Raw genomic sequence first — 25,956 nt, 5'->3', positions numbered from 1 at the left:
GAGGCAGGCGGCATGGAAGGCCGCCCACCCCATTCATAGGCCCACCTCAGGCGTTCGTCTGCAGCGCGGCGATGCGCTCTTCGATCGGCGGGTGGGTACTGAACAGCTTGCCGATGCCACCGGCGATGCCCAGGGCGGCCATGTTCTTGGGCAGTTCGGCCGGGTGGGCGCCGCCCAGGCGGGCCAGCGCGTTGATCATGGGCTGCTTGCGGCCCATCAGCTGCGCCGCGCCGGCGTCGGCACGGAATTCGCGCTGGCGACTGAACCAGGCCACGATCATCGACGCCAGGAAGCCCAGCAGGATGTCGAGCACGATGGTCGTGGCGTAGTAGCCGATGCCGGGGCCGGAGCTGTTCTCGTCGTTCTTGCGCAGGAAGCTGTCCACCGCATAGCCGATCACGCGGGACAGGAACACCACGAAGGTGTTCATCACGCCCTGGATCAGCGTCATGGTCACCATGTCGCCATTGGCGATGTGGGCCACCTCGTGGCCGATCACCGCCTCGACCTCCTCGCGCGTCATGCCCTGCAGCAGCCCGGTGGACACCGCCACGAGGGCGTTGTTCTTGAAGGCGCCGGTGGCGAACGCGTTGGGGTCGCCGGGGAAGATGCCGACCTCGGGCATGCCGATGCCGGCCTTGTCGGCGAACTTGCGCACGGTCTCGACGATCCAGGCCTCATCGGCCGACCCGGTGCCGTCGATGATCTGCACGCCCGCGCTCCACTTGGCGACGGGCTTGCTGATCAGCAGCGAGATGATGGCGCCGCCGAAGCCCATGATGAAGGCAAAGCCCAGCAGTGCCCCCAGGTTCAGGCCATTGGCGGTCAGGAAGCGGTTGACGCCCAGCAGGCTGGCGACGATGCCCAGCACCACCACGACGGCGACGTTGGTCAACAAGAAAAGCGCGATTCGTTTCATCGAAGGGTTCTCCACGGAGGGATACGGGGGTGTGACCAGCGGCAGGAACGCGCTGTCACAAACCGGAAAATGGGGATGGTGCGCAGGCGTTCAAGCCGTGTTCGCAGCGTTGCGATGGCCCTGGTGTGGTTTGTTATGCGGGGCGCGCGCTGCGGAATACAAGGGAGTCATCATAGAAGCAAAAGTTCTCGTTCCCGGGCCACCAGCCGGGCACGCCGAGCACCGGCAGCGGCAGAAAAGGCTTGGTGGCCAGGTGCGCCGCATCGAGCGCGCCGGCCAGCCAGGCATCCACATCCGCTACCGAATCCATAGCACCCTGCGCTTGATACACATGCGCCGTGATCGGTTTTCTTGGCGCCTCGAGTTTTTCCAGCAAGGCATGGCCGAACAGCAGCAACTGCGCCTGCCGCCACAGCGGCCGCAGATCGACGAACAACCGCCGCCAGTCGCGCGCCGCCAGCGCCTGCCACAGCGGCGCGGGGGCGAACAGCACGGCGCCGTTTTCATCGAACAGCGTGATCGCGTCGCGCAGCGGCCCGCGCACTGCGCCCACCCCGGTCTGGGCGATGGCCTCGGCCTGCAGGGCATTCAGCCGGCGCTTGGCCTGCGGATAGCGCAGCCAGACCAGGCCGTTGAAAAAATCGTGCAGGTTGTCGCGGGTGGGGACGGTGCCGGTGTCGAAGATGAACGCCTCGTAGGCCCGGCCCGCCGGCAGGGCCGAGTGCGACACGAATCGCACGGCGGCGCCCGGCATCCGGTTCAGGGCGTCCGGCAGGGGCGTGCCGGCCTGCCATGCCGCCCGGACCCCGGGGCCCAGGTCTTCAAACGGCTGCAGCCAGGGCGGCACCGCGCCGAACGCGCCGGGGTCCACGGATTCAGCGTGCCTCAGGGAGGTAACGGACCGCGTTGGGCTGCGTCTGGGGCTTCAGCTCGAAATGGTCGGGGAATTTCTTGAACAGCTTGGTCGATGCCGTGTTCTTGCCCAGCAGCTTGGCGTCGTGCAGCAGTTTCACGATGTCGCCCAGCGGCTGCCACTGCCCGGCTTTCAGGGCGGGGGCGTGGTCCAGGATGTGGCGGACGCTCACGGCCTCGCCGGCGCCCGAGCCCGCCCGACGGCCATCCGCCCCAGCGTTAGCCGCCGCCTTGGTCGCCGTGGTGGAAGCCGCCTTCTTGGCGGCGGCTTTCTTCGCAGGCGCCTTCTTGGCCGGTGCGGCCTGCACCGCCGGCTTGGGCGCAGCGGCCTTGCGCGGGGTGGTTTCGCGCGCGGGCGCTTTCTTGGCCGCGCGGCTTCGGGGGGCCGGTGGCGCGGCCTCCGGCATCGTGGCGGGGACCTCGGTCACCTGATCGCCCTCCGGCCCGACCAGGAACACCTGGTCGTAGGCATTGACGGCCTCGGGCGCCATCTTGCCGCGATCGGAAAGGCACACCACCCGGAACCCGCGCTCGCGCAGCCGCAACACCAGCGGCACGAAGTCGGCGTCGCCCGAACCGATCGCGATGGTGGACGGGCGCGAAGGCGCATAGGACAGCTCCATCACATCGACCGCCAGGGCCACGTCCGTCGTGTTCTTGGTCAGCGACAGGTTCATGTAGGGCCGGATCATGCGGGTGCGCAGCACCTCCCCGAGCCCCTTGAGCTTGTCGGCACTGCCGTATGCGCGGCGCAAGGACACGCTGCCCTCGTGCTGCTCCAGGGTGCGAAAGGCCTCCTCCACCCAGGCGGGCGCACACAGGTTGTCGGCGTCGATGAAAAAAGCGGTCATGGGTGGCCTCGCAGGGACTGTCGGAGCACGGCCGCCAAGGCGGGCAGGCACGCCGGGTGCGCGGTGGCGTTCACCCCACCACCCGCCACGGCAGCGCCTCGCCCGAGCGCAGCGGCTTGAGTTCGGCCTCGCCGAAGGCGAAGCTGCCCGGCGGCGTCCACGATTCGCGGCGCAGGGTGATCGTGCCCTGGTTGCGCGGCAGGCCGTAGAACGCGGGGCCGTGGAAGCTGGCGAAGCCTTCGAGCTGGTGCAGCGCACCGGCATGGTCGAACGCCTCGGCATACATCTCGATCGCTGCATGGGCGGTGTAGCAGCCGGCGCAGCCGCTCGCATGCTCCTTGAGGTGGGCCGGGTGCGGCGCGCTGTCGGTGCCCAGGAAGAATTTGTCGCTGCCGCTGGTGGCCGCCTCCACCAGCGCCACCCGGTGCGTTTCGCGCTTGAGCACGGGCAGGCAGTAGTAGTGGGGGCGGATGCCGCCGGTGAAGATCGCGTTGCGGTTGTAGAGCAGGTGGTGCGCGGTGATGGTGGCCGCGGTAAAACGGTCGGCCTGCTGCACGTACTGCGCCGCATCCCGGGTGGTGATGTGCTCGAAGACGATCTTCAGTTCCGGAAAGTCGCGGCGCAGCGGAATGAGCTGCTGCTCGATGAACACGGCCTCGCGGTCGAACAGGTCGATGTCGCTGCTGGTCACCTCGCCGTGCACCAGCAGCAGCAGGCCGGCCTTCTGCATGGCCTCCAGCGTGCGGTAGGTCTTGCGCAGATCGGTCACGCCGGCATCGCTGTTGGTGGTGGCGCCGGCGGGATAGAGCTTGAGGGCGACCACGCCCGCCGCCTTGGCGCGCACGATCTCCTCGGGCGCCAGGTTGTCGGTGAGGTACAGCGTCATCAGCGGCTCGAAGGCGACGCCGGGCGGCACCGCCGCCTGGATGCGCTCCTTGTACGCCGTGGCCAGGGCCGCCGTGGTCACGGGCGGGCGCAGGTTGGGCATGATGACGGCGCGCCCGAACTGGGCGGCCGTGTGCGGCACGACGGTGAGCAGCGCTTCGCCGTCGCGCACGTGCAGGTGCCAGTCGTCCGGGCGGGTGATCGTGAGGGTGTCGGGGGAGTGGGCAGCGGTCATGGGCGCCATTGTCCCATCGCACCGGCCCATGAAAAAACCCTGCCCACCCGGGAGGATGGACAGGGTAAACCCCAAATAATGGGGCGAGGGGGTTGCGGGTTGGTATTTCGGATCAGCAGCCGGACGGGCGGTTGCCGCGCATGGGCACGATGCCCGAGACGGTGATGCGGTCGCCCGAGCCATCGGTGGCCGTGAGCGTCTTGCTCAGCAGGCGCACCTGGTTGGAATCGCGCGACACGGTGGTGTCGCTCCAGTCGGTGGCGCTGAATTCGCGCTGCGAGAACGTGAGGAAGGCGATGTACAGGTTGCCGGCATTGGGCTGGTAGCGCACGTCGCCGGAGGCCTGGTCGCTGGAGCCGACCTTCTTGGCGCCGTCGAAACGGAAGGTGCAGACTTCGGGCGACGAACCCACCGGGTTCTTCTTTTCCACATCGGTCAGGTTGATGGTGCCGTCGCCGTACACGCCGTTCAGGCCAGAGACCGTGGCGTTGCTCACCGTGAGCACGCCGGGCTGGTCGCTCGGGGTGGGATCGTCGTCGTTGCCGCCGCCACAGGCGGTGAGCAGCAAGGCGGTGCAGGCGGCAGCGGAAAAGGTCTTGAGAAAAGCGTTCATGGGTCAGTCAGGATCGGTCATTGGAAAGTCGCAGGAACGGGTGTCAGGCCCCGTCCTCGCGACAAGCCCCGATCCTAGAAATGGCCTTTCGCCCCTGCTGTGGGTCTTTGGCAGCGGGGTCCGTAGGACAGATTCCCGCACCGCCCGTGCCCGCCGGGCGCAGCGCAGGCGGGGAGGCAACCCTTCAAGCCAACGCCTGGGGCGCCACCGCCGGAAACCGCACGGTGAAACAAGAGCCCCCCTCCGGGCGGTTTTCCACCTCGACCGTGCCGCCCTGGCGGACCACCAGGGCATGGACGATGGACAGCCCCAGGCCAGAGCCTTCGCCCCCGTGTCCGGGTGCGTGCGGAAAGCGTCGAAACGGCCGCGACAGCATCTCGGTAGGCAGCCCGGCCCCGGCATCGCTCACGCGCAGCGCCACACCGGCAGCCGTCACCTCGACCGCCACGCCCAGCCAGCCGCCGTCGCCCGCGTGGCGCAGCGCGTTTTCGACCAGGTTGAACAGCACCTGCCGCAGGCGGTCGGGGTCGGCATTCACCAGCGCCGTGCTCGGGGCCTGCGGCACCTGCAAATCGAGCGCCACGCCGTGTTCGGCGATGCGGCTGGCGTGGCCTGCCAGCGCTTCGCGCACCAGTTCCGCCAGGTCCTGCGGCGCCATCTTGAGCGATAGCTGGCCGGCCTCGGCCATCGACAGGGTGTGCAGATCGCCGACCAGGCGCCCGAGGTACTCGACCTGCTCCAGCAGCGCGCGCGACTCGGCGGCGTCGGCCTCGATGACGCCGTCGCAGATCGCGTGCAAGCGCGCGCGCAGCACGGTCAGCGGCGTGCGCAACTCGTGCGAGATGGAGGCGGCGGTGGCGCGGCGCTCGCGCGCCATGTCCTCCAGCGCATCGGTCATCTGGTTGAAGTGGCCCACCATCTCGGCCATCTCGCCCTTGTAGCGGCCCGGCTGCGCCCGCACGGTGAAGTCGCCCATCGCCACGCGCGTGGCGGCCTCGGCCATCGAGGCCACGGGCTGCGTGACCAAGCGCGACACCCAGAACCCCACGGCCAACCCGAAAGGCAGGCACACCACCAGCCCGACGACCAGCGACCACTTCTCGCCGAACAGCAGGTCGCCGCGCCAGTACTGCCCGTAGATCGCCATCGCCTGGGGGCTGTCCTCCTGGTCATGGTCGTTGAGCTCGTCCAGTTCGTGCTGCACGGTGGCGGGCAGGCTGCGGTAGAAATCGCGGTACTGCATTTCGGAGAACACGACCACGCTGGCCGCCAGCAGGCCCATGGTGGCGAGCAGCGTCCCGGCGATGTATAGCCCGAAGCGGACCCAGATGCGATCGAGGATGGAGCCTTGCATGGCGCGCGGCTCGGGTCAGGCCTCGGCGGACTCGCCGGGCCACAGGCGGTAGCCGATGCCGCGCACCGTCTCGATCAGCTCGCCCTGCCCGGCCTGCTGCAGCTTGCGCCGCAGCTTGGACAGGTGGGAGTCGATCACCCGGTCGAGCGCGTCGCTCTCGGGCAGGCAATGCTCGATCAGGTGGCCGCGCGAGAAGCAGCGCTTGGGCTGCGCCGCCAGGCAGGCCAGCAGCCGGAACTCGGTCAACGTGAGCGGCAGCGGCACGGCGCGCCCGTCCTCGCCATAGGCCAGGGCGGCATGGGCCTGCTGGTCGATCTCGATCCGGCCCACGCGGATCGGCGTGGTGGCAGGCGCTTCCTGCGACCGCGTGCGGCGCAGCACGGCGCGCACACGGGCCACCACCTCGGGCGGGCTGAAGGGCTTGACCACGTAGTCGTCGGCCCCCAGGCGCAGGCCGAGCAGCTTGTCGATGTCGTCCGCCAGTGCGGTGACCATGATGACCGGGGTCTGACCCTCTTCGCGGATGGCGCGCAGCACGTCCAGCCCGTCCATGCCGGGCAGGTGGATGTCCAGCAGCACCATGTCGGGCCGCAGCTGGCGAAACAGCCGCAGGGCGTCCAGACCGTTGCCGGCCTGCTGCGCCCGCAGCCCGTCGCGCTGCAGGTAGGCCGTGAGGATGCTGGCGATCCCGGGTTCGTCCTCGACCACGAGGACAAGCGGACCAGGCAGAGGGGCAGGACTGTTCATGGCACCAGGGGCTAGGGCGGCGGCCACGGGGCCCGGGGAGGGTCCGAGGGCGGCACATCGCCGGCCGATTATCCATGGGCCGCCCTCCGCACCGGGCCCCGGCGCGTCTCCACGCTTTCTCCACACGGTATTCACGGCTGCGCGAATTTTGGCGGGCCCAATGCCCGCTGAAAACCTTCCCGAATGCCCTTCCCCCTCCAGGTCCTGTCCGCGTGAACCGATCCCTTCGCCTCCTGCCGTGCGCCGCGCTGTCCGTCCTGGTGGCCGGGTGCACCGCGCTCGGGGGGGCCGACGCCCCCTCGGTACAGGGCGTGGCCCCGGTGCCAGCGACCTGGAGCCAGCCGGCGCCCGCCGGTGCGCCGGCGGCCGACCTGCGGTCCTGGTGGAAGGCCTTCAACGACCCTGCGCTGGATACCCTCGTGCAGGAAGCGCTGGCCAGCAACCTCGACCTGGCGCAGGCCGCCAGCCGGCTGCGCGAGGCCCGACTGCAATCGGGCCGCGCCGCCCTGCAGTTCCGGCCGTCGCTGGGCGCCAGCGCCCGTTCGCTGCAGGACATTTCGGCCACCGACACCTACTTTCACGCCAGCCTGGACATGGTGTGGGAGCTGGGCCTCTTCGGCGCCGGCGAAAGCACGCGCCAGGCCGGCGAAGCCGAGCTGGATGCGGCCGGGGCCGATGCCCAGGGCGTTCGCGTGGCGGTCGTGGCCGATGTGGTGCGCAACTACCTCGACCTGCGCGCCGCGCGCCGCCAGGCCCAGCGGCTGGCGCAGATGGCCGCCCTGGACGAGCGCAGCGCCGCCTTGGCCGAGGTGCGGCTGCGCACCCGCCTGGGACCGGCGGACGAGATCATGCAGGCCCGCGTGCGGGCGTCGCAGGCCCGCGCCGCGCAGGCGCCCCTGGCCGAAGCCGGTGCCCGTGCCGCGCAGGCCCTGGCCGTGTTGGTGGGCCGCACCACGCCCGATCCGGCCTGGAGCGCCGAGGTGCCCGGCAGCGCCCCTTCGGCGCTGGCGCCGTTCGCCCTGACCGAACTGCCCGCCGACCTGCTGCGCACCCGCCCCGACGTGCACGCCGCCGAGGCCGAGGTGAACAAGGCGGCCGCTGCGCTGGGGCTGGCGCGCTCCGAGCTGTACCCGCGCATCTCGCTCATGGGTTCGCTGCTCTATTCGTACAACATCACCCAGCATTTCCGCACGCGCAGCGAAAACGCCCCCGCGCTCGGGCCCGTCATCGACATTCCACTGTTCGACTGGGGCCGCAGGCAGATGCAGGTGCAGGCCCGGCAGGAAGCAGTGAACGCCGCGCTCCTCGGCTACCGCAAGGCCGTGAACAACGGCGTGGCCGAGGTGGAGGGCGCCCTCGCGGCCCTGGGGGCGCAGCAGGCCCGCGCGGACGCGCTCGCCCAGGCCCTGGGCCTGCTGCGCCAGCGGACGGTGGCCGGGCAGGCGCAGATCCGCCTCGGGCTGGCCAGCGAATACGACGCCCTGCCGCAGCGGCGCGCCGAACTGCAGGCCGCCGCGGAATGGGATACGGCGCAGGACGCCCGCGCCCTCGCCTTCGTGGCCCTCTACAAAGCCCTGGGCGGTGCGCCGCTGCCGCCGGCCGAGCCCACGGCCGGGGCGGCCGCGCCCGAGGCCACGCACATCGCGGAGAACATCGCGGGGACCGCGCCATGATTCCACTGGCCCGCAAGACCCTGGTGCACGAATGGCGCCGCTTCGTGCCGGCGGTGTTCGCCGTGGGGTTCTCCGGACTGCTGCTGATGGTGCAGGCCGCACTGGTGCTCGGCATCTTCGGCAGCGCCGCCGTCTATGTGCGGGCCTCGACAGCCGATCTCTGGGCCGGCTACCCGGGCACGCAGAGCGTGAACTTCGGCCGCGCCATCGGCCGCGACGTGGAAAGCCGGATGCGCATGGACCCCGCCGTGACCGCCGTCGAGCCCTACCTCTGGGTCGATGGCGACTGGCGCAGTGCCCAGGCGGGCGCGGGCGGCATCTCGGTCTATGTCTCGGGCATCCGCAGCGCGCCCGACGGCATGCTGTTTGCACGCCTCATCGCTCCATGGCAACGCGATGCGCTGCGCGAGCCGGGCGCGGTGATCGTGGACCGGGCCGATCTGGACACGCTGGGCGTGCGGGTCGGCCAGACCGCGTGGATCAACAGCCATCCGGTGCGCGTGGCCGCGGCCGTGGACGGCCTGCGCGGCCTGGGTGGCGTGAACGTACTGGCCTCGCTGGACACCGCGCGCGAGATCGCCGGTGCCGAAGCCGGCTCCGGCAGCACCTATGTGGTGGCACGCACCCGCAGCCCTGCGGACGCCGCGGCCGCCCAGGCCCGGCTGTCGCAGGGCGGCCCGGGTTTCGGCCCGTTCGAGGTGTGGACGGCCCGGCAGTTCTCGCGCCGGTCGCAGCTGTACTGGATGTTCGACACCGGCGCCGGCGTGGCCGTGCTGTTCATGGTGATCGTCGTGTGCCTCGTCGGCACCGTGGTCACCAGCCAGTCGCTCATGGGCGTGGTGGCCGGCACGGCGCGCGAATACGCCGTGCTCAATGCCCTGGGCGCCAGCCGCGGCGCTTTGGGCCGGCTCGTGATCGAGCAGGCCTGCTGGATCGGCGGGCTGGGCCTGCTGGTCGCCGGCGCCACCAGCGCGGCGCTGCTGGGGGTGGCCGCCGCCTATGGCGTGCCGGTCGCCATGACGCCGCGCGTAGCCGCCGCCTGCGCGGTGCTGGTCGGGATCGTGGCCCTGTTCTCGGGTTTCTTCGCCATCCGTGGCCTGCTGCGGGCCGACCCGGCCCTGCTCCTGCGATGAACCACGGCACCGCTCCCGAAGCCCCCCGCCTCACGCCCAGCCTGCAGGCGGTGCAGGTGCACAAGTCGTTCGTGTCGGGCGTCGTGCGCGTGCAGGTCATCGAAGGCCTCACGCTGTCCATCTACCCGGCCGAGCTCACGCTCATCTCCGGCCCCTCCGGTTGCGGCAAGAGCACGCTGCTATCGCTGCTGTCCGGCCTGCAGCGGGCGGACGCAGGCCATTCCATCGCCCTGGGCGAGAACCTGGGCGCGCTCAGCGTGCGCGCGCTCGAACGCTTTCGGCTGCACCACACGGGGTTCGTGTTCCAGGGCTTCAATCTGTTTCCCGCCCTGACGGCGCTGGAACAGGTGCAACTGCCGCTGGGCTACCTGGGCCTGAGCGACCGCGAGAGCGAAAAGCGCGCCCGCCGCGCCCTGGACGAGGTGGACCTGTCGCACCGCGCCAGCATGCGGCCCGCGCAGCTGTCCGGTGGAGAAAAGCAGCGCGTGGCCATCGCGCGGGCCATCGCCAAGGAACCGCAACTGCTGTTCGCCGACGAACCCACCAGCGCGCTGGATGCCGACAGCGGCCAGCGCGTCATCGACATCCTTCACCGCATCGCCCATGCGCACGGCACCACGGTGCTGTGCGTGAGCCACGACCCCCGGCTGGTGCGCCATGCCGACCGGGTGCTGGGCATGGAGGACGGCGCCATCCGCAGCGACTGGCGCCAGCCCGACGCGCCACTGACCACGAACACCCCATGACCCGCCTGCCCCTTACGCCCCCGTCGCTGCTCGGCCTGATCCCGGCGCTCCTCGCCACGGCCGTGCTGCTGGTCGCCTGCAACGAAAAGCCCCTGCCCTCGGCCGTCGCGGCTGAGCCCCCGCCCCCGGCCCAGGTGGCCGTGGCGCGCGGCAAGATCGAAGTGCCGGGCGGCCTGCTCGAACTGTCGCCCGCCCAGGAAGGGCTGGTGCAGGCCGTCGCCGTGCAGGAAGGGCAGACCGTGCAGCGCGGCCAGTTGCTGCTGCGCCTGGCGGGCGATGCCGCGGGCAGCGAAGCCGCGGTCGCCCAGTCCGAACTGCACCTGGCCCAGGCCCGCCACCAGGCACGCGCCCAGCGCCTGCCGGCCCTGCGCCGCACGGCGGCGCGGCTGTCCGAGGCAGTGACCGCCGGCGCCGCCGAACCCCAGCGTGCCGACGAAGCCTTGCAGGCCGTGCGCGATGCCGAAGCCGACCTCGCCGTCTCGCAGGCCGAGGCCGAAGTGGCGCGCAGCCGCCTGGCCCAGGTGCAGGCGCAGCGCGCACGGCTGGAGCTGCACGCGCCGGAAGACGGCACCGTGGTCCGCGTGGGCACGCAGGCCGGCCAGCGCGCGCCGGCGTCGGGCAGCGCAGCGGCCATCACGCTGCTGCCGCGCCGCCCGCTCGTGGTACGGGCCGAACTGAACGAAAGCTACGCGGCCCAGGTGCACGTGGGCCAGCGCGCCACCGTCACCACCGATGGCGACACCGCCGCTGCGGCGATGCCGCCGGCGCATGTGGTGCGCATCAGCCCCGTGCTCGGCACCGGGCGGCTGCAGGACGACGTCCAGCGCGGCCCCGTGCGCATCGTCGAATGTGTGTTGGAGTTCGATCAGGCGCCCACCGCGCGGGTCGGACAGAACGTGAGAGTGAGCTTCCATGAATGACGCCAGAACCCACCGCATCGCCCTGGTCGATGCACGCCATGTGTCCCAGCCCGCGACCGGCTCGGGCTGGATGGTGCAATGCGACTTCGACGGCACCATCAGCACCGAAGACGTGACCGACTCGCTGCTGCAGCGCTTCGGCCGCGACGGCTGGGAGGCGCTCGAGGCCGCCTGGGAGCGCGGTGAGATCGGCTCGCGCGAATGCATGAAGGGCCAGGTGGCCCTGCTCGACATGGACCGCGCCGAGCTGGACGCGCACCTGGCCACCATCGCGGTGGACCCGCACTTCGGCGCCTTCGTGCGCGCAGCCCGCGAGCGGGGCATGCCGGTGCAGGTGGTGAGCGACGGCATCGACTACGCCATCCATGCCGTGCTGGAACGCCACGGCCTGGGCGACCTGCCGGTGATCGCCAACCGGCTGGTGCAGACCGGCCCGCGCAGCTGGCAGCTGCAGTCGCCCTGGGCCAGCGCCGCCTGCGCGCGCGCCAGCGGCAACTGCAAATGCGAACGCCTGGCCGAGCAGCGCGAGCGGCATGGCCGCGTGCTGTACGTGGGCGACAGCACCTCGGACTTCTGCGTGTCCGGCCGAGCCGACCTCGTGCTGGCCAAGTACAAGCTCATCCAGCACTGCGTGGACCACGGCATCGCCCATGCGGCGTTCACCGATTTCTCGCAGGCGCTGGCCCTGCTGCCGCAGCCCGTGGCACTGGAACTGGCGGCATGAACGCCGCCGTGATGTCCCGCGAAACCGCCCTCCCCCTGGGCGACGCTGCGGCCCGCCCCGGCGATGCCGGAACGCAGCACGAGTACCTGCTGCGCGGGCACGGCCCGAACGCCGGCACCGGCGTGCTGCTGATCCACGGGCTGACCGGCACGCCCAACGAAATGCGCCTGCTGGCCAAGGGCCTGCACCGCGCCGGTTTCACCGTGCTGGCCGTGCAGCTGGCCGGCCACTGCGGTACGCAGGACGATCTGGTCGCCACGCGCTGGCAGGACTGGCACGCCAGCGTGCAGCGCGGCGCCGACCGGCTGGCGATGGTGACCGGCGGCCGGCTCGTGGCGTGCGGCCTCTCGATGGGCGCCGTGCTGGCGCTGGCGCTGGCCGCCGATCGCCCGGCCCAGGTGGCCGGCGTGGTGGCGCTGTCGCCCACCTTCCGCTACGACGGCTGGAGCATGCCCGCGTACACGCGGCTGTCGTTTTTGCTGCCGCTGTTTCGCATGCTCGGCATCGGGCGCCGCCGCGTCTTCATGGAGCAACCGCCCTACGGCATCAAGGACGCGGCGCTGCGCGAGCGCGTGGTGGCGCAGATGCAGTCGGGCGACAGCGCGGCGGCCGGCCTGCCGGGCAACCCATGGTGGTCGGTGATCGAGATGCGCGCGCTGGCGGCCCACGTGCGCCGGCGCCTGGACGCCGTGCGCTCGCCCTGCCTCGTGCTGCATGCGCGCCACGACGACATCGCCTCGGCCGCCAACGCCCAGGCCATCGTGCAGGGCGTGCGGTACGCGCCGGTGGAGCTGGTGCTGCTGGACGACAGCTACCACATGATCACCATCGACCGGGAGCGCCGCGCCGTCGTGGCGCGCACCGTCGCGTTCGCGGAGCACGTCGCCCGCGGGGGCACGCCGTGAACCCGGCCGGGGCCGAGGGCGGCATCACGCCACTGGTGGCGGCGCTCTGGGCGCTGAACATGCTGGTGGACACGGGCGGGCAGCTGGCGTTCAAGGCGGCGGCCACGGCCGACCCGCGCGCCGGCAGCGGCCTGGCCCGCTGGGCCTTCATGGCGCGCCGGCCGTGGCTGTGGATCGGCGTGGGCTGCTACGTCGCCGAGTTCCTGGTGTGGCTGGCGTTCCTCTCGCTCGTGCCGCTGTCGGACGGCGTGCTGCTGGGCTCCATCAACATCGTGGCCGTCATGGTGGCCGGCCGGTTCCTGTTCCGCGAGAAGCTGTCGCGCATGCGCGTGGCCGGCATCCTGCTGGTGTCGGCCGGCGTGGCCGTCGTGGGGCTGCACGGATGAAGCGCTTCTATGCCCTCGGGTTCCTCGCGCTGGTGGCATTCGACACGCTGGCGCAGATCAGCTTCAAGCTCGCGGGCGAGCACGCGCTGCCGCTGGAACTGTCCGCCGACTGGCTGGTGCGGGTCTTCGGGCACCCGTGGATCTACGGGGCCTTCATCGGCTACCTGGGCGCGTTCTTCACCTGGATGACGCTGCTGGAGCACGCCCCGATCGGCCCGGCGTTCGCCGCTTCGCACCTGGAAGTCGTCTCGGTGCTGGCGATCTCTGCCGTGTGGTTCAACGAACCCATCGGCTGGCCGCAGGTGGCGGGCGCGGTACTCATCCTGGGCGGCATCGCCTGCCTGGCTCGCAGCGAGGCCGATGCCGAGCCCAGGGCCGAGCACGTCCCGGCGCACGATGGCGCGTGAAGCCCCGCCCACCGCGGGCCTGCCGCTGCGGATGGCCGACCTGCTGCCCGGCGGCGATGCCGACCTGGGCAGTGCGCTCGCGCGCTTTCTGGGCGTGCCCACCGTGCAGGTGGAGTGCTCCGGCACCGCCGCGCTGGTGGTCGCCCTCACGGCACTGCGCACGCTGGCGCCGGACCGCGACGAAGTCGTGGTGCCGGCCTATACCTGCCCGCTGGTGGCCATGGCGGTGGCGCACTGCGGCCTGAAGCTGCGGCTTTGCGACCTCGGCCCCGGCACGCTCGACCTGGACCTGGCGGAGCTCGATCCGCTGTGCGGCCACCGCACGCTGGCGGTGCTGCCCACGCACCTGGCTGGCCGCGTGGTGGACACGGCCAACGTGCGCAGCCTGGCGCGGGCCGCGGGCGCCTGGGTCATCGAGGACGCGGCGCAGGCCCTGGGTGCGCGCGTGGCCGGCGCGAGCGTGGGGGCCAACAGCGACCTCGCTTTTTTCAGCCTGGCGGTGGGCAAGGGGCTGACCCTTTTCGAGGGTGGCGCGCTCATCGCAGCCGACCCGCAACTGCGCACCGCATGCCTGCACGCCAGCCGCAGCACCGTGCCGCGCCGCATCTTCTGGGAACTGCGCCGCAGCGCCGAACTGCTGGGCTACGCCGCGCTCTACCGCCCGGCCACCCTGCCGATGGCCTACGGCGCGCCGCTGCGCCGGGCGCTCGCCCGGGGCGACCGCGTGGGCGCCGCGGGGGACGATTTCTCGCCGCGCATTCCGCTGCACCGCGTGGGCCGCTGGCGGCAGGCGGTGGGCGTGCGGGCGCTCGCGCGGCTGCCCGACTGGCTGGCCGCGGCGCAAGCGCGCGCCGCAGCGCGGGTCGCACGGCTGCGCGGCATCGCAGGGCTGCAGGTGCTGGAGGACAGCGTGGCCGCCGGCGGTGCGCAGGGCACCTGGCCCACCCTGCTGGTGCTGCTGCCCCACGCCGCAGCCCGCGAGGCCGCCCTGGCGGCCCTGTGGGGCGCCGGCCTGGGCGTGGGCGTGCCTTTCGTGCACGTGCTGCCCGACTACGGGCGATACGCCCACCTCGTTTCGGCGGAGGACCGCGCGGCAGGGCTGCCCCAGGCCCGGCGATTCGCCACGCAGGTGCTGTCCATCAGCAACAGCCCCTGGCTGGACGACGCGGGCTTCGAGCGGATCTGCGCCACGCTGGCGCAGGCGGTGCGGACTTAGCCCGCGCGCCGTTCAATCCGCCGCCATCGCCAGCTGGCCCAGCAGCACCCGATTGAACGCCGCCTGCTGCGCCTGCCACTGCGGCAGCGCCGCGTCGGCCTGGGCTGTGTCCTGCCCGTCGCCCGCACTGAGCCACCGCTTCCACGCCGTGCGATAGCGGTGCACGGACACCTCACCCGTCACGTCGCTGCCCACGAGTTGCCCGCGCAGCGCGGAGATCAGGGCGGCGCCGTGGTGCGCGCCCAGGACGCCCTGGTCCCAGTTGGTGCGCACGACCGAGGGCGAGAACGCGTCCTTGTCGATGCTGAGGTAGGTGGGCTGGCGGTGGGCCGAGAGCACGCGGTACAGCGTAGCGGCGAGCGCGTCGGCATCGGGCAGGCTGCGAAACCGCGCCTGCAGGCCCAGCCAGCGCGCCCAGCGCGTATCCACCCCCACGCTCCAGTAGGTGAGCCGGCCGGCCCGCAACGGCGCGAGGTAGTTCTCCCACGCGTGGCGCAGGCCGATGTCGCCCGAGGTGATGCCGACCACGTGCACGTGCGACACCTGCGGCAGCATCGCCACGCGGCGCACCCACGAGCCGCAGTGCACGCCGAAGGGAAAGCGCATGTTGTCCGGGTGGTTGTCCAGCACCACCACGCGCAGGGGCCGCGCGGCGGTGTGCCCGCGCGCGGCGATGCAGCGGGCGATCAGCGGCCAGCTCAGGTGGTGGAAATCGCCGCTGCCCATGAAGACCGGGCCGTGGCGGTCGAAGGCCGGCAGCCGGGCGTCGAGCAGGCCGCCGAAGGCCCGGATGCGGGCCAGGCCGCAGCCGAACCGCAGCGCCTCGTGCCAGTCCTGCGCCAGATCGATGCGCCGCTCGTCCGGCAGCGCCCCGACGGCGCCGTCGAGGTCGAGCACGACCGGTGGCCAGTCCGCCGGCCTCATGCGGCCTCCGCGCGGTCGCGCCACTGCCGGTCGCTCTCGAAGCGCCCGGCGAACCGCCGCGCCAGGGCGCGCAGCACGGGCTGGCGCACGTACACCGCGTGACGGGTGAAGGTGAAGCGCGCGCCCAGGCTGCGCTTGACCTCGGGGTCCGTCCAGCCGGCGACATAGTGCGTGAGGCCGTGCGCCAGCGCGTATTCGAGGTTTTCCATCCAGCTCACGAAATACAGGTTGGCCTCGCGCGCGGCCGGATAGGCCAGCCCGATGTACTTGTCCACCAGGCGGCCGCCATGCACGTAGCACAGGTTCCAGCCCAGCAGCTCGCCCGAGGCGGCTTGGCGGTATTCGAAGGCGATGCCGCCGCTGGACGCATCGCGCAGCACGGCGGCGAAGAAACCGCGCGTGAGCCGGTCGAAGTGCACCTCGCTCTGCGCGTACACGGCCTCGTACAGCGCGTAGTAGGCATCCACCACGGCGTCGTCGGCAAAGGCCGTGCCCGTGGCGATGTGGCGCACCGCCAGCCCCGCGCGGCTGCGCAGCTTGCGGCGCAGGTTCTGGCGCCGGCTGGCGGACAGGCGGCCCAGGTAGTCGGCGATGCTCGCGAAGTCGATGGGCACATAGGCCAGCGCCTGCCCTTCGACCAGCACGAAGCCTTCGCGCTCGCAGGCGTGCGCCAGGGCGGCCGCGTAGGCGTTGTCGGCGTCGGACAGCAAGGGCGACTGCTGCGGCAGGTCCTTGATGATGGCCAGCGCGAAGCGCCGCCCCGGCCCCGCGCGCACGGCCTGCGCGAGAGCATCGGGCGCGGAGCCATCCGCGGGCAGCGGTGCGTATTCGGTCACCGTGGTGCCCACGAACCCCGTGGCCACCCGCAGCCAGCGGGACCAGCGCGCGAACAGCGGCAGCGCCCGCACCCGGGCCTTGAGCGCATCGTCCGCCGTAGTGAGCAGGTCCAGCGGCGCCGCGAAGGCCGGCGCCGGCAGACCCTGCAGCACCGTGAAGCCCTGCGGCGGGTGCGCGGCGAAGTGCCCGGCCAGCGCCTGCGGCTCGAGCGCGTTGCGCCAGGGCATCAGCTGCGCTTGGCGCGCGTCAGGAGCTGCTCCAGCAGCACCAGGGCCTCGTCGATCTCGGGGCGCGTGATCATGAGCGAAGGCGCCAGCGTGATGACGTTCTTGTAGTAGCCGCCCACGTCCAGCACCAGGCCGCGCTTCTGGCCCTTGTATTCGAGATTGCCTTCCAGGCCGATGTCCACCATCTTGTCCAGCAGCGCGCGGTTGGGCGTGAAGCCGTCCTCGGTGCAGATCTCGGCCCGCAGCGCCAGCCCCAGGCCGTCGACGTCGCCGATCTCCTTGTGGCGCTTTTGCAGGTCCTTGAGTCCTTCCAGGAAGTAGGCGCCGCTGTCGCGCACCTGGGCGCCGAAGTCCATCTCGTGCGTCATCTTCATCACCTCCAGGCCGAGCGCCGTGCCCAGCGGGTTGGAGGCGAAGGTGGAGTGCGTCGAGCCCGGCGGGAAGATCGTGGGGTTGATCAGTTCCTCGCGCGCCCACAGGCCGGACAGCGCGTTCAGGCCGTTGGTCAGCGCCTTGGCGAACACCAGCACGTCGGGCTTCACGCCGAAGTTCTCGACCGACCACAGCTTGCCGGTGCGCCAGAAACCCATCTGGATCTCATCGACCACCAGCAGCACGCCGTGCTCGTCCAGCACCTTCTTGAGGCCCTTGAAGAAATTGGCCGGTGGCACCACGTAGCCGCCCGTGCCCTGGATGGGCTCGACGTAGAAGGCCGCGTATTCGCACTGGCGCGTCTTGGGGTCCCACACGGCGTGGTATTCGTTCTCGAACTTGCGCGCGAACTCCTGCACCAGCGATTCGGAGTATTCCTCGGCCGTCATGCCCTTGGGGCGGCGGAACGGATAGGGAAACGGCAGGAACTGCGCGCGGTCGCCGAAGTGGCCGAAGCGGCGGCGGTAGCGGTAGCTGGAGGTGATGCTGGAGGCGCCCAGCGTGCGGCCGTGGTAGCCGCCCTCGAAGGCGAACATCAGGCTCTTGCCGCCGCTGGCGTTGCGCACCACCTTGAGCGAATCCTCGATGGCCTGTGCGCCGCCCACGTTGAAGTGCACGCGGCCCGCGTTGCCCCACTTGGCTTCGGCGTCCTGGGCGATGAACTTCGCCAGCTCGATCTTCGTGGGGTGCAGGTACTGGCTGGCCACCTGCGGCAGGGTCTGCAGCTGGCGGATCATGACCTCTTCCAGCCGCTTGTTCTTGTAGCCGAAGTTCACGGCCGAGTACCACATCTGCAGGTCGAGGTAGGGCGTTCCCTCGGCGTCGTACATGTAGCTGCCGTCGCAGCCGTCGAAGATCTTGGGCGGGTTGACGTAGTGAACGGTGTCGCCGAACGAGCAGTACTTTGCTTCGTCGGCCAGCAGTTGGGCGTTGTCTTGGCTCATGTCGGAAGGGGCTCCAGAGGGTTGGCTTGCATGCCTTGGCATCCCGCAACGGGCTTGGCCTTCAGCATCTGCAGCGCAGTCTGGCCCCCCAACCTTGACCGTCTATCGAGCGTTTGTGTGCAAATCGTGGAGCGTCACCGGCTTCCCATCGCGGCTGTTGATTTCGCCGGTGACTGGGCCAGTGGATGCCTATGCGCCCACAAGGACTACCTCGTTCACAAGACATGAGCAGCCTCGATATTACGTACTTTTTTGTTACGAAAAAGCAATTGACGATGGACGTCTCAATAACAATAATTCCACCCTTCAGAAAGTTGATCTAATCAACTTCAGACAAGGGAGGAAAATGAAAATCAAGTATCTGCTTTATCCGTCCATTGCTTTTTTCGGGTTGGCACATTCACCTGTTGGACTAACGAATGAGCCGACTCTGCCAGATGTGACCGTGGTAGCCAGTCCAGATCCATTCACCGGCTTTTATAACAGCCCAGGCTATTATGGAACTGTCGTTTTAGGAGACAGCATCGACATCATGGCTCAGATGTCCGCCATTGAAAGCGGGACGAGTGTATGCCTCGCAAGGGTGAGTTCAGGCGCTAAAAGCACGACAAAAAACTCGGATGTGACAAATCGCTGGCTGGCGGCCCAAGAGGTATTCAATGACATGACAAATCTTGGAACGCTGGATGCCTACCGAGATTTCGCCAGGGATTTTAAAATCTCGATGAATGGGGTCACATACAATGGCTTTACTGTTTCGTATGCAGATGGCAGCAGAGAAACCTGGGCGATCAATCCAGGCTACAAATACTCTTCCATCAAGTTGATAGACACTCCATTTCCTGACTCCATCAACATCAACAAGCCGACCCACCGCAAATGCAATCAAGGATGATGAGCATGAAAAAAAATAGAAAAAGGCTCGCAGTAATTTCAGCCATCGGTATCGCTGCAGTGGTCGGCGTTTTAATGGTGAGCAAGCCGACCCCAAAAACCGCACGCCCTCCCACTGAAAATTTGATACAGAACACTGGCGGTTCGCATTTGAACGTTGCTCCGAGCCTTGACGGAGCAAAACAAAACCCGGACGAAGCCTCATCAAAAAAAACGGCCTTATCCGCTCCAATTTTGGACCGCTACAACGGATCCAAAGATCTCCGCGAGTTCGTCCTGTACGCGTTGCAACACCCCGAGCGCGGTGGCACTTATTACGCAGCGCAAGCGCTGTCCCAATGCAAAAGTATCGTCGCAGGAAAATACTTTAAACAAGTACAAACGCCCTACAGCATCGGAAAGAACGATGAAAAATATGGCGCCATTTCCAAAGCAACCGATATTTTGCGGGCCCGATGCAGCAACTTCATCGCGGATGAATTGTCTGATAGCAGAATTTCTGAAGTCAAATCCAACGGCCTGCGGGACAAAGACCCCTTGCTGCTCGCAGAAAAAGCTTTTCTAGAAAAAACCACCGGCCTCAGCAACAGCAATGAGGAGCAAAAGCAAAATCGAAAAGCCGCATTGACCCAACTGCTGGCAACCCAAGATCCGATGGTGATCGAAGATATCGGCCCACGCATCGCGCTGCAAGCCGATCCCGACACGGGCATGCGTGGATACAAATTCAATGGCCATTTCTACCCACTCACCTCCGATACCGATGTGGGTCTTGCCATCTACCTGCTGCCTTGTGGTTTGGGTTTGAATTGTGATTCAACCGAATTCGACGTAGTCAACCGGTGCGCATCCGGTGTCGAATGCTCCGACAGCAGGATGGATTACGTCAAAAATATGCTGCGAGAAAAGCCCGGCGCTTACGAAAAGGTCATGCAGGTTTATGAGGACATGATCAACGCGATTGCACGGGAGAGCGTTTCGTCATTTCTTTGAAATGGATCGGTTGCGTCTGGGAAACCAAGCGATTTCGAGTTCTTCCATCGTTACTCCCGTCCACGAAAAACGGCAGCGGACTCGCCATCCGCAGCCTGCCTTCAAGACAAGGATTCGCTAGGTAGGACCACGAAGTTGCTGCGCCAGCAACGGGGTTACCGGAACCCCGCCGCTCCTTTTGCTACCCCCGCGCCAGCACCGGCCCCAGGGCCTTGCCCGTGTGCGTGCCCAGCCGCACCACCTCTTCCGGCGCGGCCGCCGCGACGATGCGGCCCCCTTCCCGGCCGCCTTCCGGCCCCAGGTCGAGGATCCAGTCGGCCTCGGCGATCACGTCGAGGTCGTGCTCGATGACGACCACGCTGTGCCCGCCGTCCACCAGCCGGTGCAGCACCTGGATGAGCTTGTGCACGTCGGCCATGTGCAGGCCCACCGTGGGCTCGTCCAGCACGTAGAGCGTGTGCGGCGCCTTCTGGCCGCGGCGGCCGACCTCGTCGCGCACCTTGGTCAGCTCGGTCACCAGCTTGATGCGCTGCGCCTCGCCGCCCGACAGCGTGGGGCTGGGCTGGCCCAGCGTGAGGTAGCCCAGGCCCACGTCCTTGAGCAGTTGCAGCGGGTGCGCGATGCTGGGCATGCTGGCGAAGAACTCCACGGCCTCGTCCACTTCCATCTGCAGCACGTCGCCGATGCTCTTGCCGCGCCAGGTGACGGCCAGCGTCTCGGGGTTGAAGCGCGCGCCGTGGCAGGTCTCGCAGGGCACCTTCACGTCGGGCAGGAAGCTCATGGCGATGGTGCGGATGCCCTGCCCTTCGCAGCTGGGGCAGCGGCCTTCGCCGGTGTTGAAGCTGAACCGCCCGGCCGCATAGCCGCGCGCCTTGGCCTCCAGCGTTTCGGCGAACAGTTTGCGGATGGTGTCCCAGAAGCCGATGTACGTGGCGGGGCAGCTGCGCGGCGTCTTGCCGATGGGGGTCTGGTCCACCTCCAGCACGCGGTCTACGGTCTCGAAGCCCGACAGGCCGCTGCAGCCCACGAGAGGCGGCGCCTTGCCGGCGTCCATCGCATCGCGCCCGGCCTTGGTGGAGCGCTGCTGCACCCAGGCCTGCACGTTGGCCAGCAGCACGTCGCGCGCCAGGGTCGATTTGCCCGAGCCGCTCACACCGGTCACGGCCACCAGGCGGTTCAGCGGCACGCTGGCGGTCACGCCCTGCAGGTTGTGCAGCTTCGCCCCGCGCACGGTCAGCCAGTGCTCCGGCTGCGCGGCTTCGGCCTCTTTCTGGCCGGATGCCTTAGTACTTTCTGCCTTGCTAGCTATTAAAACAGTAGCATCCGAGCGGGCGATGTGCACGGGCACCACCACCGGGCGACGGGCTTTGAGCGGGTGCCGCATGGCATGCAGCAGGTAGCGACCGGTCTGCGAATCCTCGGCGGCCTGCACGTCGGCCACGCTGCCCTGCGCCACCAGGCGCCCGCCGCGCTTGCCGGCGCTCGGGCCGATGTCGATGATGTGGTCGGCGCGGCGGATGGTGTCCTCGTCGTGCTCCACCACCACCAGCGTGTTGCCCTTGTCGCCCAGCTTGTGCAGCGCGTTCAGCAGGATCTGGTTGTCGCGCGCGTGCAGCCCGATGGTGGGCTCGTCCAGCACGTAGCACACGCCCTGCAGGTTGCTGCCCAGCTGCGCCGCCAGGCGGATGCGCTGCGCCTCGCCGCCCGACAGCGTGGGCGCGCCCCGGTCCAGCGTGAGGTAGCCCAGGCCCACTTCTTCCAGGAATTCGAGCCGGCTCTGGATCTCGGGGATCAGGTCGCGCGCGATGTCGGCCTCGCGCTGGCTCAGGGCCGCGCCTTGCTGCAGCGCCTCGATCCACTGGCGGATGTCGGTGACCGAAAGCGCGGCGATGTCGGCGATGCCCACGCCGGCACGGCCGGCGGCGGCGTTCTCGCCGAAGCGCACGGCGCGGGCCGTGGCGTTCAGCCGCGTGCCCTGGCAGGTGGGGCAGGCCACGTCGGCCACGTCCTCGGCTTCGGGCTCGGCGAAGGTCTGCTCACGGCCCTTTTCCTTGTCGTCCTGCACCGAGTCGTCGAACACCTTGCGCTGCTCGCGGGTGAGCTTGACGCCCGTGCCCACGCAGTCCGGGCACCAGCCGTGCTTGCTGTTGTACGAGAACAGGCGCGGGTCCAGCTCGGCATAGCTGGTCGCGCACACGGGGCAGGCGCGCTTGGTGGAGAACGCCTGCAGCGCCCCGATGTGCGCGGTGGCGGTGCCGGCCACCATCGCGTCCTTCAGGCCATCGAGCTGGCTCAGCACGTGGACCACGCCCTTGCCCAGTTCCAGCGCGCGCGCCAGCGACGAGCGCAGCAGCCCCTCGTTCTCGGGCGACACGTCCAGGCTGGCCACGGGCAGCTCGATGGTGTGCTCCTTGAAGCGGTCGATGCGCGGAAAACCCGTGGTGGGCAGGAAATGCCCGTCCACCCGCAGGTGGGTGTAGCCGCGCGGCCGCGCCCAGTCGGCCAGTTCGGTGTAGACGCCCTTGCGGTTCATCACCAGCGGCGCCAGCAGGCCGATGTGCTGGCCCTTGAAGTGGCGCAGCAGCTGCGCGGCGATGCTGTCGGGCGTCTGCGGCTGCACGGCGGCGCCGTCGTGGATGCAGTGCTGCACGCCCAGCTTGACGTACAGCAGCCGCAGGAAATGCCACACCTCGGTGGTCGTGCCCACCGTGCTCTTGCGACCGCCGCGCGACAGGCGCTGCTCGATCGCCACCGTGGGCGGAATGCCGTACACCGCATCCACCTCGGGCCGGCCCGCCGGCTGCACGATGGAGCGCGCATAGGCGTTCAGCGATTCGAGGTAGCGGCGCTGCCCTTCGTTGAACAAAATGTCGAACGCCAGCGTCGACTTGCCCGAGCCCGACACACCGGTGATCACGTTGAACTGGCCGCGCGGAATGTCCACGCTCAGGTTCTTGAGGTTGTGCTCCTTGGCGTTGACGATTTCAATGGCATTTTTGGCCGCCGGCGCATGTTCCGCTAGGGCACGCTGCTTCTCTTTTCGTAGCACCGCCGCCTTCTCGTGCACCGAGTGGCCGCCCGCGCCCAGGGCCTGCTCGTACTCGCGCAGCGCGGCGCCCGTGTGCGAGGTGGGGTGCTGGCGCACGTCCTCGGGCGTGCCCTCGGCCACCAGCAGGCCGCCGCCGTCGCCGCCCTCGGGGCCGAGGTCGATGAGCCAGTCGCTGGCACGGATCACGTCCAGGTTGTGCTCGATGACCACCAGCGAATGCCCGGCGTCCAGCAGCTTGCGCAGCGCGCGCATGAGCTTGGCGATGTCGTCGAAATGCAGGCCGGTGGTGGGCTCGTCGAACAGGAACAGCGTGCCCTTGCGCGCCAGCGGCTGGCGCGATTTGCTTTCCACGCGCGCCGCTTCCGCGAGGAAACCCGCCAGCTTCAGGCGCTGGGCCTCGCCGCCCGACAGCGTGGGCACGGGCTGGCCCAGCTTCACGTATTCCAGGCCCACGTCCACGATGGGCTGCAGCGCGCGGATCACGTCTCGGTCGGCGGCGAACAGGGCGGCCGCCTCGCTCACCGTGAGGTCGAGCACGTCGGCCACGTTGAAGGAGCGACCACCGCGCTCGATGGTCACCTCCAGGATCTCCGGCCGGTAGCGCTTGCCGTCGCAGTCGGGGCAGCGCAGGTACACGTCCGACAGGAACTGCATCTCCACGTGCTCGAACCCCGAGCCGCCGCAGGTCGGGCAGCGCCCGTCGCCGGAATTGAAGCTGAACTTGGCCGCGGTGTAGCTGCGCTGGCGCGACAGCGGCGCCACGGCGAACAGCTCGCGGATCGCGTCCCACGCGCCCACGTAGCTCACCGGGTTGGAGCGGGCGGTCTTGCCGATGGGCGACTGGTCCACGAACACGACCTCGCCCAGGTGGTCAGCGCCCAGCAGGCGGTCGTGCGCGCCGGGCGTCTCCGTCGCCTTGCCGAAGTGGCGCAGCAGCGCCGGGGCCAGCACGTCCTGGATCAGGCTCGACTTGCCCGAGCCGCTCACGCCGGTCACGGTGACCAGGCGCTGCAGCGGGAACTCCACCGACACGTTCTGCAGGTTGTGCTCGCGCGCACCCTCCAGGATCAGGCGCGGCGTGGCCTCGGTCACGCGGCGCTGGTAGCCCATGCCGATCTGCTTGGTGCCGGCCAGGTACTGGCCGGTGAGCGTGTCGGCGCGGCGCAGCTCGCCCGTGGTGCCGTCGAACACGATGGAGCCGCCGCGCTCGCCGGGGCCGGGGCCCATGTCGATCACGCGGTCGGCCGCCAGCATGACGGCCGGGTCGTGCTCCACCACCACCAGCGTGTTGCCCGCATCGCGCAGGCGCAGCATGGCCTCGGTGATGCGGTGCATGTCGCGCGGGTGCAGGCCGATGCTGGGCTCGTCCAGCACGAACAGCGTGTTCACCAGCGAGGTGCCCAGCGCCGTGGTCAGGTTGATGCGCTGCACCTCGCCGCCGCTGAGCGTGCGGCTTTGCCGGTCCAGCGTGAGGTAGCCGATGCCCACGTCGCACAGGTATTTGAGGCGCGTGGTGATCTCTTCATGCAGCAGCTTGAGCGCCTGCGCGTCGCCACCCGCGGCGGCGTCGCCCTCGGGCAGCTCCATGCGGTCGAAGAAGCGCCGCAGCCGGTCGATGGGCAGCAGCATCAGGTCGTGCAGGCACAGGCCGGGCAGCGCTTCGAGCTGTGCGCGGCTCCACTGCACGCCCTGGGGCATGAAGCGGCGGGCCGGGTCGATCGCGATGTCGGCGTCCTCCTTGCTGCCCACGCGCCACAGCAGGCTCTCGGTCTTCAAGCGCGCGCCGCCGCAGGTGGGGCACGGCGTGTAGCTGCGGTACTTGGACAGCAGCACGCGGATGTGCATCTTGTAGGCCTTGCTCTCCAGGTACTCGAAGAAGCGCTTGATGCCGTACCACTGCTTGTTCCACTGCCCGTCCTTGTAGCCGGGCGCGCCGCCGATGACCCATTGCTTCTGGTCCTCGGTGAGCTTGTACCAGGGCGTGTCGCGCGGGATGCCTGCGGTTTCGGCGTGCCGCATGAGATCGTCCTGCGCCTCCTTCCACGCCGGCGTCTGGATGGTCTTGATCGCGCCCGCGCGCAGCGTGAGCTTCTCGTTGGGGATCACGAGCCCGTAGTCAACGCCGATCACGCGGCCGAAGCCGCGGCAGGTGTCGCACGCGCCCACGGCCGAATTGAACGAGAACATCGACGGAATCGGCTCGCTGTAGCGCAGGTCGCTGTCGGGGCAGTGCAGCCCGGTGGAAAACCGCCACAGTTCCGGCTCGCCGTCGTCCACCAGCCGGTACACGTTCAGCCGCCCGGTGCCGCGCTTGATCGCCACCTCGATGGCCTCCACCACCCGCGCCTTCTCGGCATTGCCCAGGCGGAACCGGTCGGCCACCACATCGAGCAGCTTGCGGGGCCCGGTGGGCGTTGCGACCTCGCGCTCGGCCTGGACCTTGGTGAAGCCGCTGGCGGACAGCCACTGCTCGACCTGCTCGGGCGAGGTGTTGGCGGGCAGCTCGACGGGGAAGGTCAGCACCACGCGCGGGTCGCCGGCCTCGGCGCAGCGGCGCTGCAGTTCGGCGTAGATGGTCTCGGGCGAATCGTGGCGCACCGGCTGCGCGGTCTGCCGGTCGAACAGCTGGCCGGCGCGGGCGAAGAGCAGCTTCAGGTGGTCGTTCAACTCGGTCATCGTGCCGACCGTGGAGCGGCTGGAGCGCACCGGGTTGGTCTGGTCGATGGCGATGGCGGGCGGCACGCCCTCCACCTTGTCCACGGCCGGCTTGTCCATGCGGTCGAGGAACTGGCGCGCATAGGCGCTGAAGGTTTCCACGTAGCGGCGCTGGCCCTCGGCGTAGAGGGTGTCGAACACCAGGCTGGATTTGCCCGAACCGCTGGGGCCCGTCACCACCGTCAACTCACCCGTGCGGATGTCCAGATCGAGGTTTTTGAGGTTGTGCTGGCGTGCACCGTGGATGCGGATCAATCCCTGGGTCATCGGGGGTCTTTCGGGTAGGGGAGGCGGAGCATTCTAGGGACGGCTTCC

General features: G+C 69.3%; 22 protein-coding genes. 11 read left to right on the top strand and 11 right to left on the bottom strand.

Annotated features, from left to right (window positions below; all coding sequences use genetic code 11):
• Window positions 1-46 precede the first annotated feature (46 nt).
• From htpX to AVAK2825_RS10835, 7 genes are all read right to left on the bottom strand, one after another.
• The gene (gene htpX, locus AVAK2825_RS10865; RefSeq protein ID WP_272565273.1) at window positions 47-919 is read right to left on the bottom strand and encodes a protease HtpX; all 873 of its coding nucleotides are present in this window, start codon (window positions 917-919) and stop codon (window positions 47-49) included.
• Between the two features lie 133 nt (window positions 920-1,052).
• Complete coding sequence (locus AVAK2825_RS10860) at window positions 1,053-1,790, bottom strand: DUF3025 domain-containing protein (protein ID WP_502870525.1); 738 nt, start codon at window positions 1,788-1,790, stop codon at window positions 1,053-1,055.
• Between the two features lie 4 nt (window positions 1,791-1,794).
• A complete protein-coding gene (locus AVAK2825_RS10855; protein WP_284397864.1) occupies window positions 1,795-2,682 on the bottom strand; it encodes an NYN domain-containing protein in 888 nt (295 codons plus the stop codon).
• A gap of 70 nt (window positions 2,683-2,752) precedes the next feature.
• Entirely contained in the window at window positions 2,753-3,802 is a 1,050-nt protein-coding gene (gene pyrC / locus AVAK2825_RS10850) for a dihydroorotase (protein ID WP_284397862.1), read from the bottom strand.
• Window positions 3,803-3,914: 112 nt separating this feature from the next.
• Window positions 3,915-4,415, bottom strand: coding sequence for a hypothetical protein (locus AVAK2825_RS10845; RefSeq protein WP_284397861.1), 501 nt, complete (start codon window positions 4,413-4,415; stop codon window positions 3,915-3,917).
• 184 nt (window positions 4,416-4,599) lie between these two features.
• Window positions 4,600-5,769, bottom strand: coding sequence for a sensor histidine kinase (locus tag AVAK2825_RS10840; protein WP_284397857.1), 1,170 nt, complete (start codon window positions 5,767-5,769; stop codon window positions 4,600-4,602).
• 15 nt (window positions 5,770-5,784) lie between these two features.
• A complete protein-coding gene (locus tag AVAK2825_RS10835) occupies window positions 5,785-6,516 on the bottom strand; it encodes a response regulator (protein WP_284397853.1) in 732 nt (243 codons plus the stop codon).
• A gap of 212 nt (window positions 6,517-6,728) precedes the next feature.
• On the opposite strand from AVAK2825_RS10835, the gene AVAK2825_RS10830 reads away from it, so the two are divergent.
• From AVAK2825_RS10830 to AVAK2825_RS10790, 9 genes are all read left to right on the top strand, one after another.
• The gene (locus AVAK2825_RS10830) at window positions 6,729-8,189 is read left to right on the top strand and encodes an efflux transporter outer membrane subunit (protein WP_284397851.1); all 1,461 of its coding nucleotides are present in this window, start codon (window positions 6,729-6,731) and stop codon (window positions 8,187-8,189) included.
• A complete protein-coding gene (locus tag AVAK2825_RS10825) occupies window positions 8,186-9,322 on the top strand; it encodes an ABC transporter permease (RefSeq protein ID WP_284397849.1) in 1,137 nt (378 codons plus the stop codon). Before AVAK2825_RS10830 ends, AVAK2825_RS10825 begins: the two co-directional genes overlap by 4 nt.
• A complete protein-coding gene (locus AVAK2825_RS10820; protein WP_272565281.1) occupies window positions 9,319-10,068 on the top strand; it encodes an ABC transporter ATP-binding protein in 750 nt (249 codons plus the stop codon). The genes AVAK2825_RS10825 and AVAK2825_RS10820 overlap by 4 nt, the downstream gene beginning before the upstream one ends.
• Window positions 10,065-10,988: an HlyD family secretion protein gene (locus tag AVAK2825_RS10815; RefSeq protein WP_284397843.1), complete on the top strand. Its 924-nt coding sequence runs from the start codon at window positions 10,065-10,067 to the stop codon at window positions 10,986-10,988. Before AVAK2825_RS10820 ends, AVAK2825_RS10815 begins: the two co-directional genes overlap by 4 nt.
• A 70-nt stretch (window positions 10,989-11,058) precedes the next feature.
• Window positions 11,059-11,712, top strand: coding sequence for an MtnX-like HAD-IB family phosphatase (locus tag AVAK2825_RS10810; RefSeq protein WP_284398380.1), 654 nt, complete (start codon window positions 11,059-11,061; stop codon window positions 11,710-11,712).
• Window positions 11,713-11,723: 11 nt separating this feature from the next.
• Window positions 11,724-12,617, top strand: coding sequence for an alpha/beta hydrolase (locus tag AVAK2825_RS10805; RefSeq protein WP_284398374.1), 894 nt, complete (start codon window positions 11,724-11,726; stop codon window positions 12,615-12,617).
• A gap of 59 nt (window positions 12,618-12,676) precedes the next feature.
• A complete protein-coding gene (locus AVAK2825_RS10800; RefSeq protein WP_272553130.1) occupies window positions 12,677-13,003 on the top strand; it encodes an EamA family transporter in 327 nt (108 codons plus the stop codon).
• Window positions 13,000-13,410 carry a DMT family transporter gene (locus tag AVAK2825_RS10795; RefSeq protein ID WP_284397840.1) on the top strand — a complete coding sequence of 137 codons (411 nt, stop codon included), beginning with the start codon at window positions 13,000-13,002 and terminating at the stop codon, window positions 13,408-13,410. The genes AVAK2825_RS10800 and AVAK2825_RS10795 overlap by 4 nt, the downstream gene beginning before the upstream one ends.
• Window positions 13,400-14,626: a DegT/DnrJ/EryC1/StrS family aminotransferase gene (locus AVAK2825_RS10790; RefSeq protein ID WP_284397838.1), complete on the top strand. Its 1,227-nt coding sequence runs from the start codon at window positions 13,400-13,402 to the stop codon at window positions 14,624-14,626. Before AVAK2825_RS10795 ends, AVAK2825_RS10790 begins: the two co-directional genes overlap by 11 nt.
• Window positions 14,627-14,638: 12 nt before the next feature.
• Here AVAK2825_RS10790 and AVAK2825_RS10785 read toward each other — a convergent pair whose 3' ends face one another.
• The 3 genes from AVAK2825_RS10785 to AVAK2825_RS10775 are packed head-to-tail and all read right to left on the bottom strand — an operon-like array spanning window position 14,639 to window position 17,990.
• On the bottom strand, window positions 14,639-15,550 hold the full coding sequence (locus AVAK2825_RS10785; protein WP_272565289.1) for an arginase family protein: 912 nt from the start codon (window positions 15,548-15,550) through the stop codon (window positions 14,639-14,641).
• Window positions 15,547-16,614, bottom strand: coding sequence for a GNAT family N-acetyltransferase (locus tag AVAK2825_RS10780; RefSeq protein WP_284397834.1), 1,068 nt, complete (start codon window positions 16,612-16,614; stop codon window positions 15,547-15,549). Before AVAK2825_RS10780 ends, AVAK2825_RS10785 begins: the two co-directional genes overlap by 4 nt.
• The gene (locus AVAK2825_RS10775) at window positions 16,614-17,990 is read right to left on the bottom strand and encodes an aspartate aminotransferase family protein (RefSeq protein WP_284397832.1); all 1,377 of its coding nucleotides are present in this window, start codon (window positions 17,988-17,990) and stop codon (window positions 16,614-16,616) included. Before AVAK2825_RS10775 ends, AVAK2825_RS10780 begins: the two co-directional genes overlap by 1 nt.
• Before the next feature lie 346 nt (window positions 17,991-18,336).
• On the opposite strand from AVAK2825_RS10775, the gene AVAK2825_RS10770 reads away from it, so the two are divergent.
• Window positions 18,337-18,885, top strand: a complete 549-nt coding sequence (locus tag AVAK2825_RS10770; protein WP_284397830.1) for a hypothetical protein — start codon at window positions 18,337-18,339, stop codon at window positions 18,883-18,885.
• Window positions 18,886-18,890: 5 nt separating this feature from the next.
• A complete protein-coding gene (locus tag AVAK2825_RS10765; protein WP_284397828.1) occupies window positions 18,891-19,877 on the top strand; it encodes a hypothetical protein in 987 nt (328 codons plus the stop codon).
• Window positions 19,878-20,058: 181 nt separating this feature from the next.
• On the opposite strand, the gene uvrA is transcribed toward AVAK2825_RS10765, so the two are convergent.
• On the bottom strand, window positions 20,059-25,908 hold the full coding sequence (gene uvrA / locus AVAK2825_RS10760) for an excinuclease ABC subunit UvrA (RefSeq protein WP_284397825.1): 5,850 nt from the start codon (window positions 25,906-25,908) through the stop codon (window positions 20,059-20,061).
• Between the last annotated feature and the right edge of the window lie 48 nt (window positions 25,909-25,956).

The sequence above is a fragment of the Acidovorax sp. SUPP2825 genome (genome assembly GCF_030158995.1).
In the GTDB taxonomy this organism is placed as follows: domain Bacteria; phylum Pseudomonadota; class Gammaproteobacteria; order Burkholderiales; family Burkholderiaceae_C; genus Paracidovorax.
The sequence above is the reverse complement of the archived record's forward strand: the minus strand, read 5'-3'. Positions and strand labels throughout refer to the sequence as shown.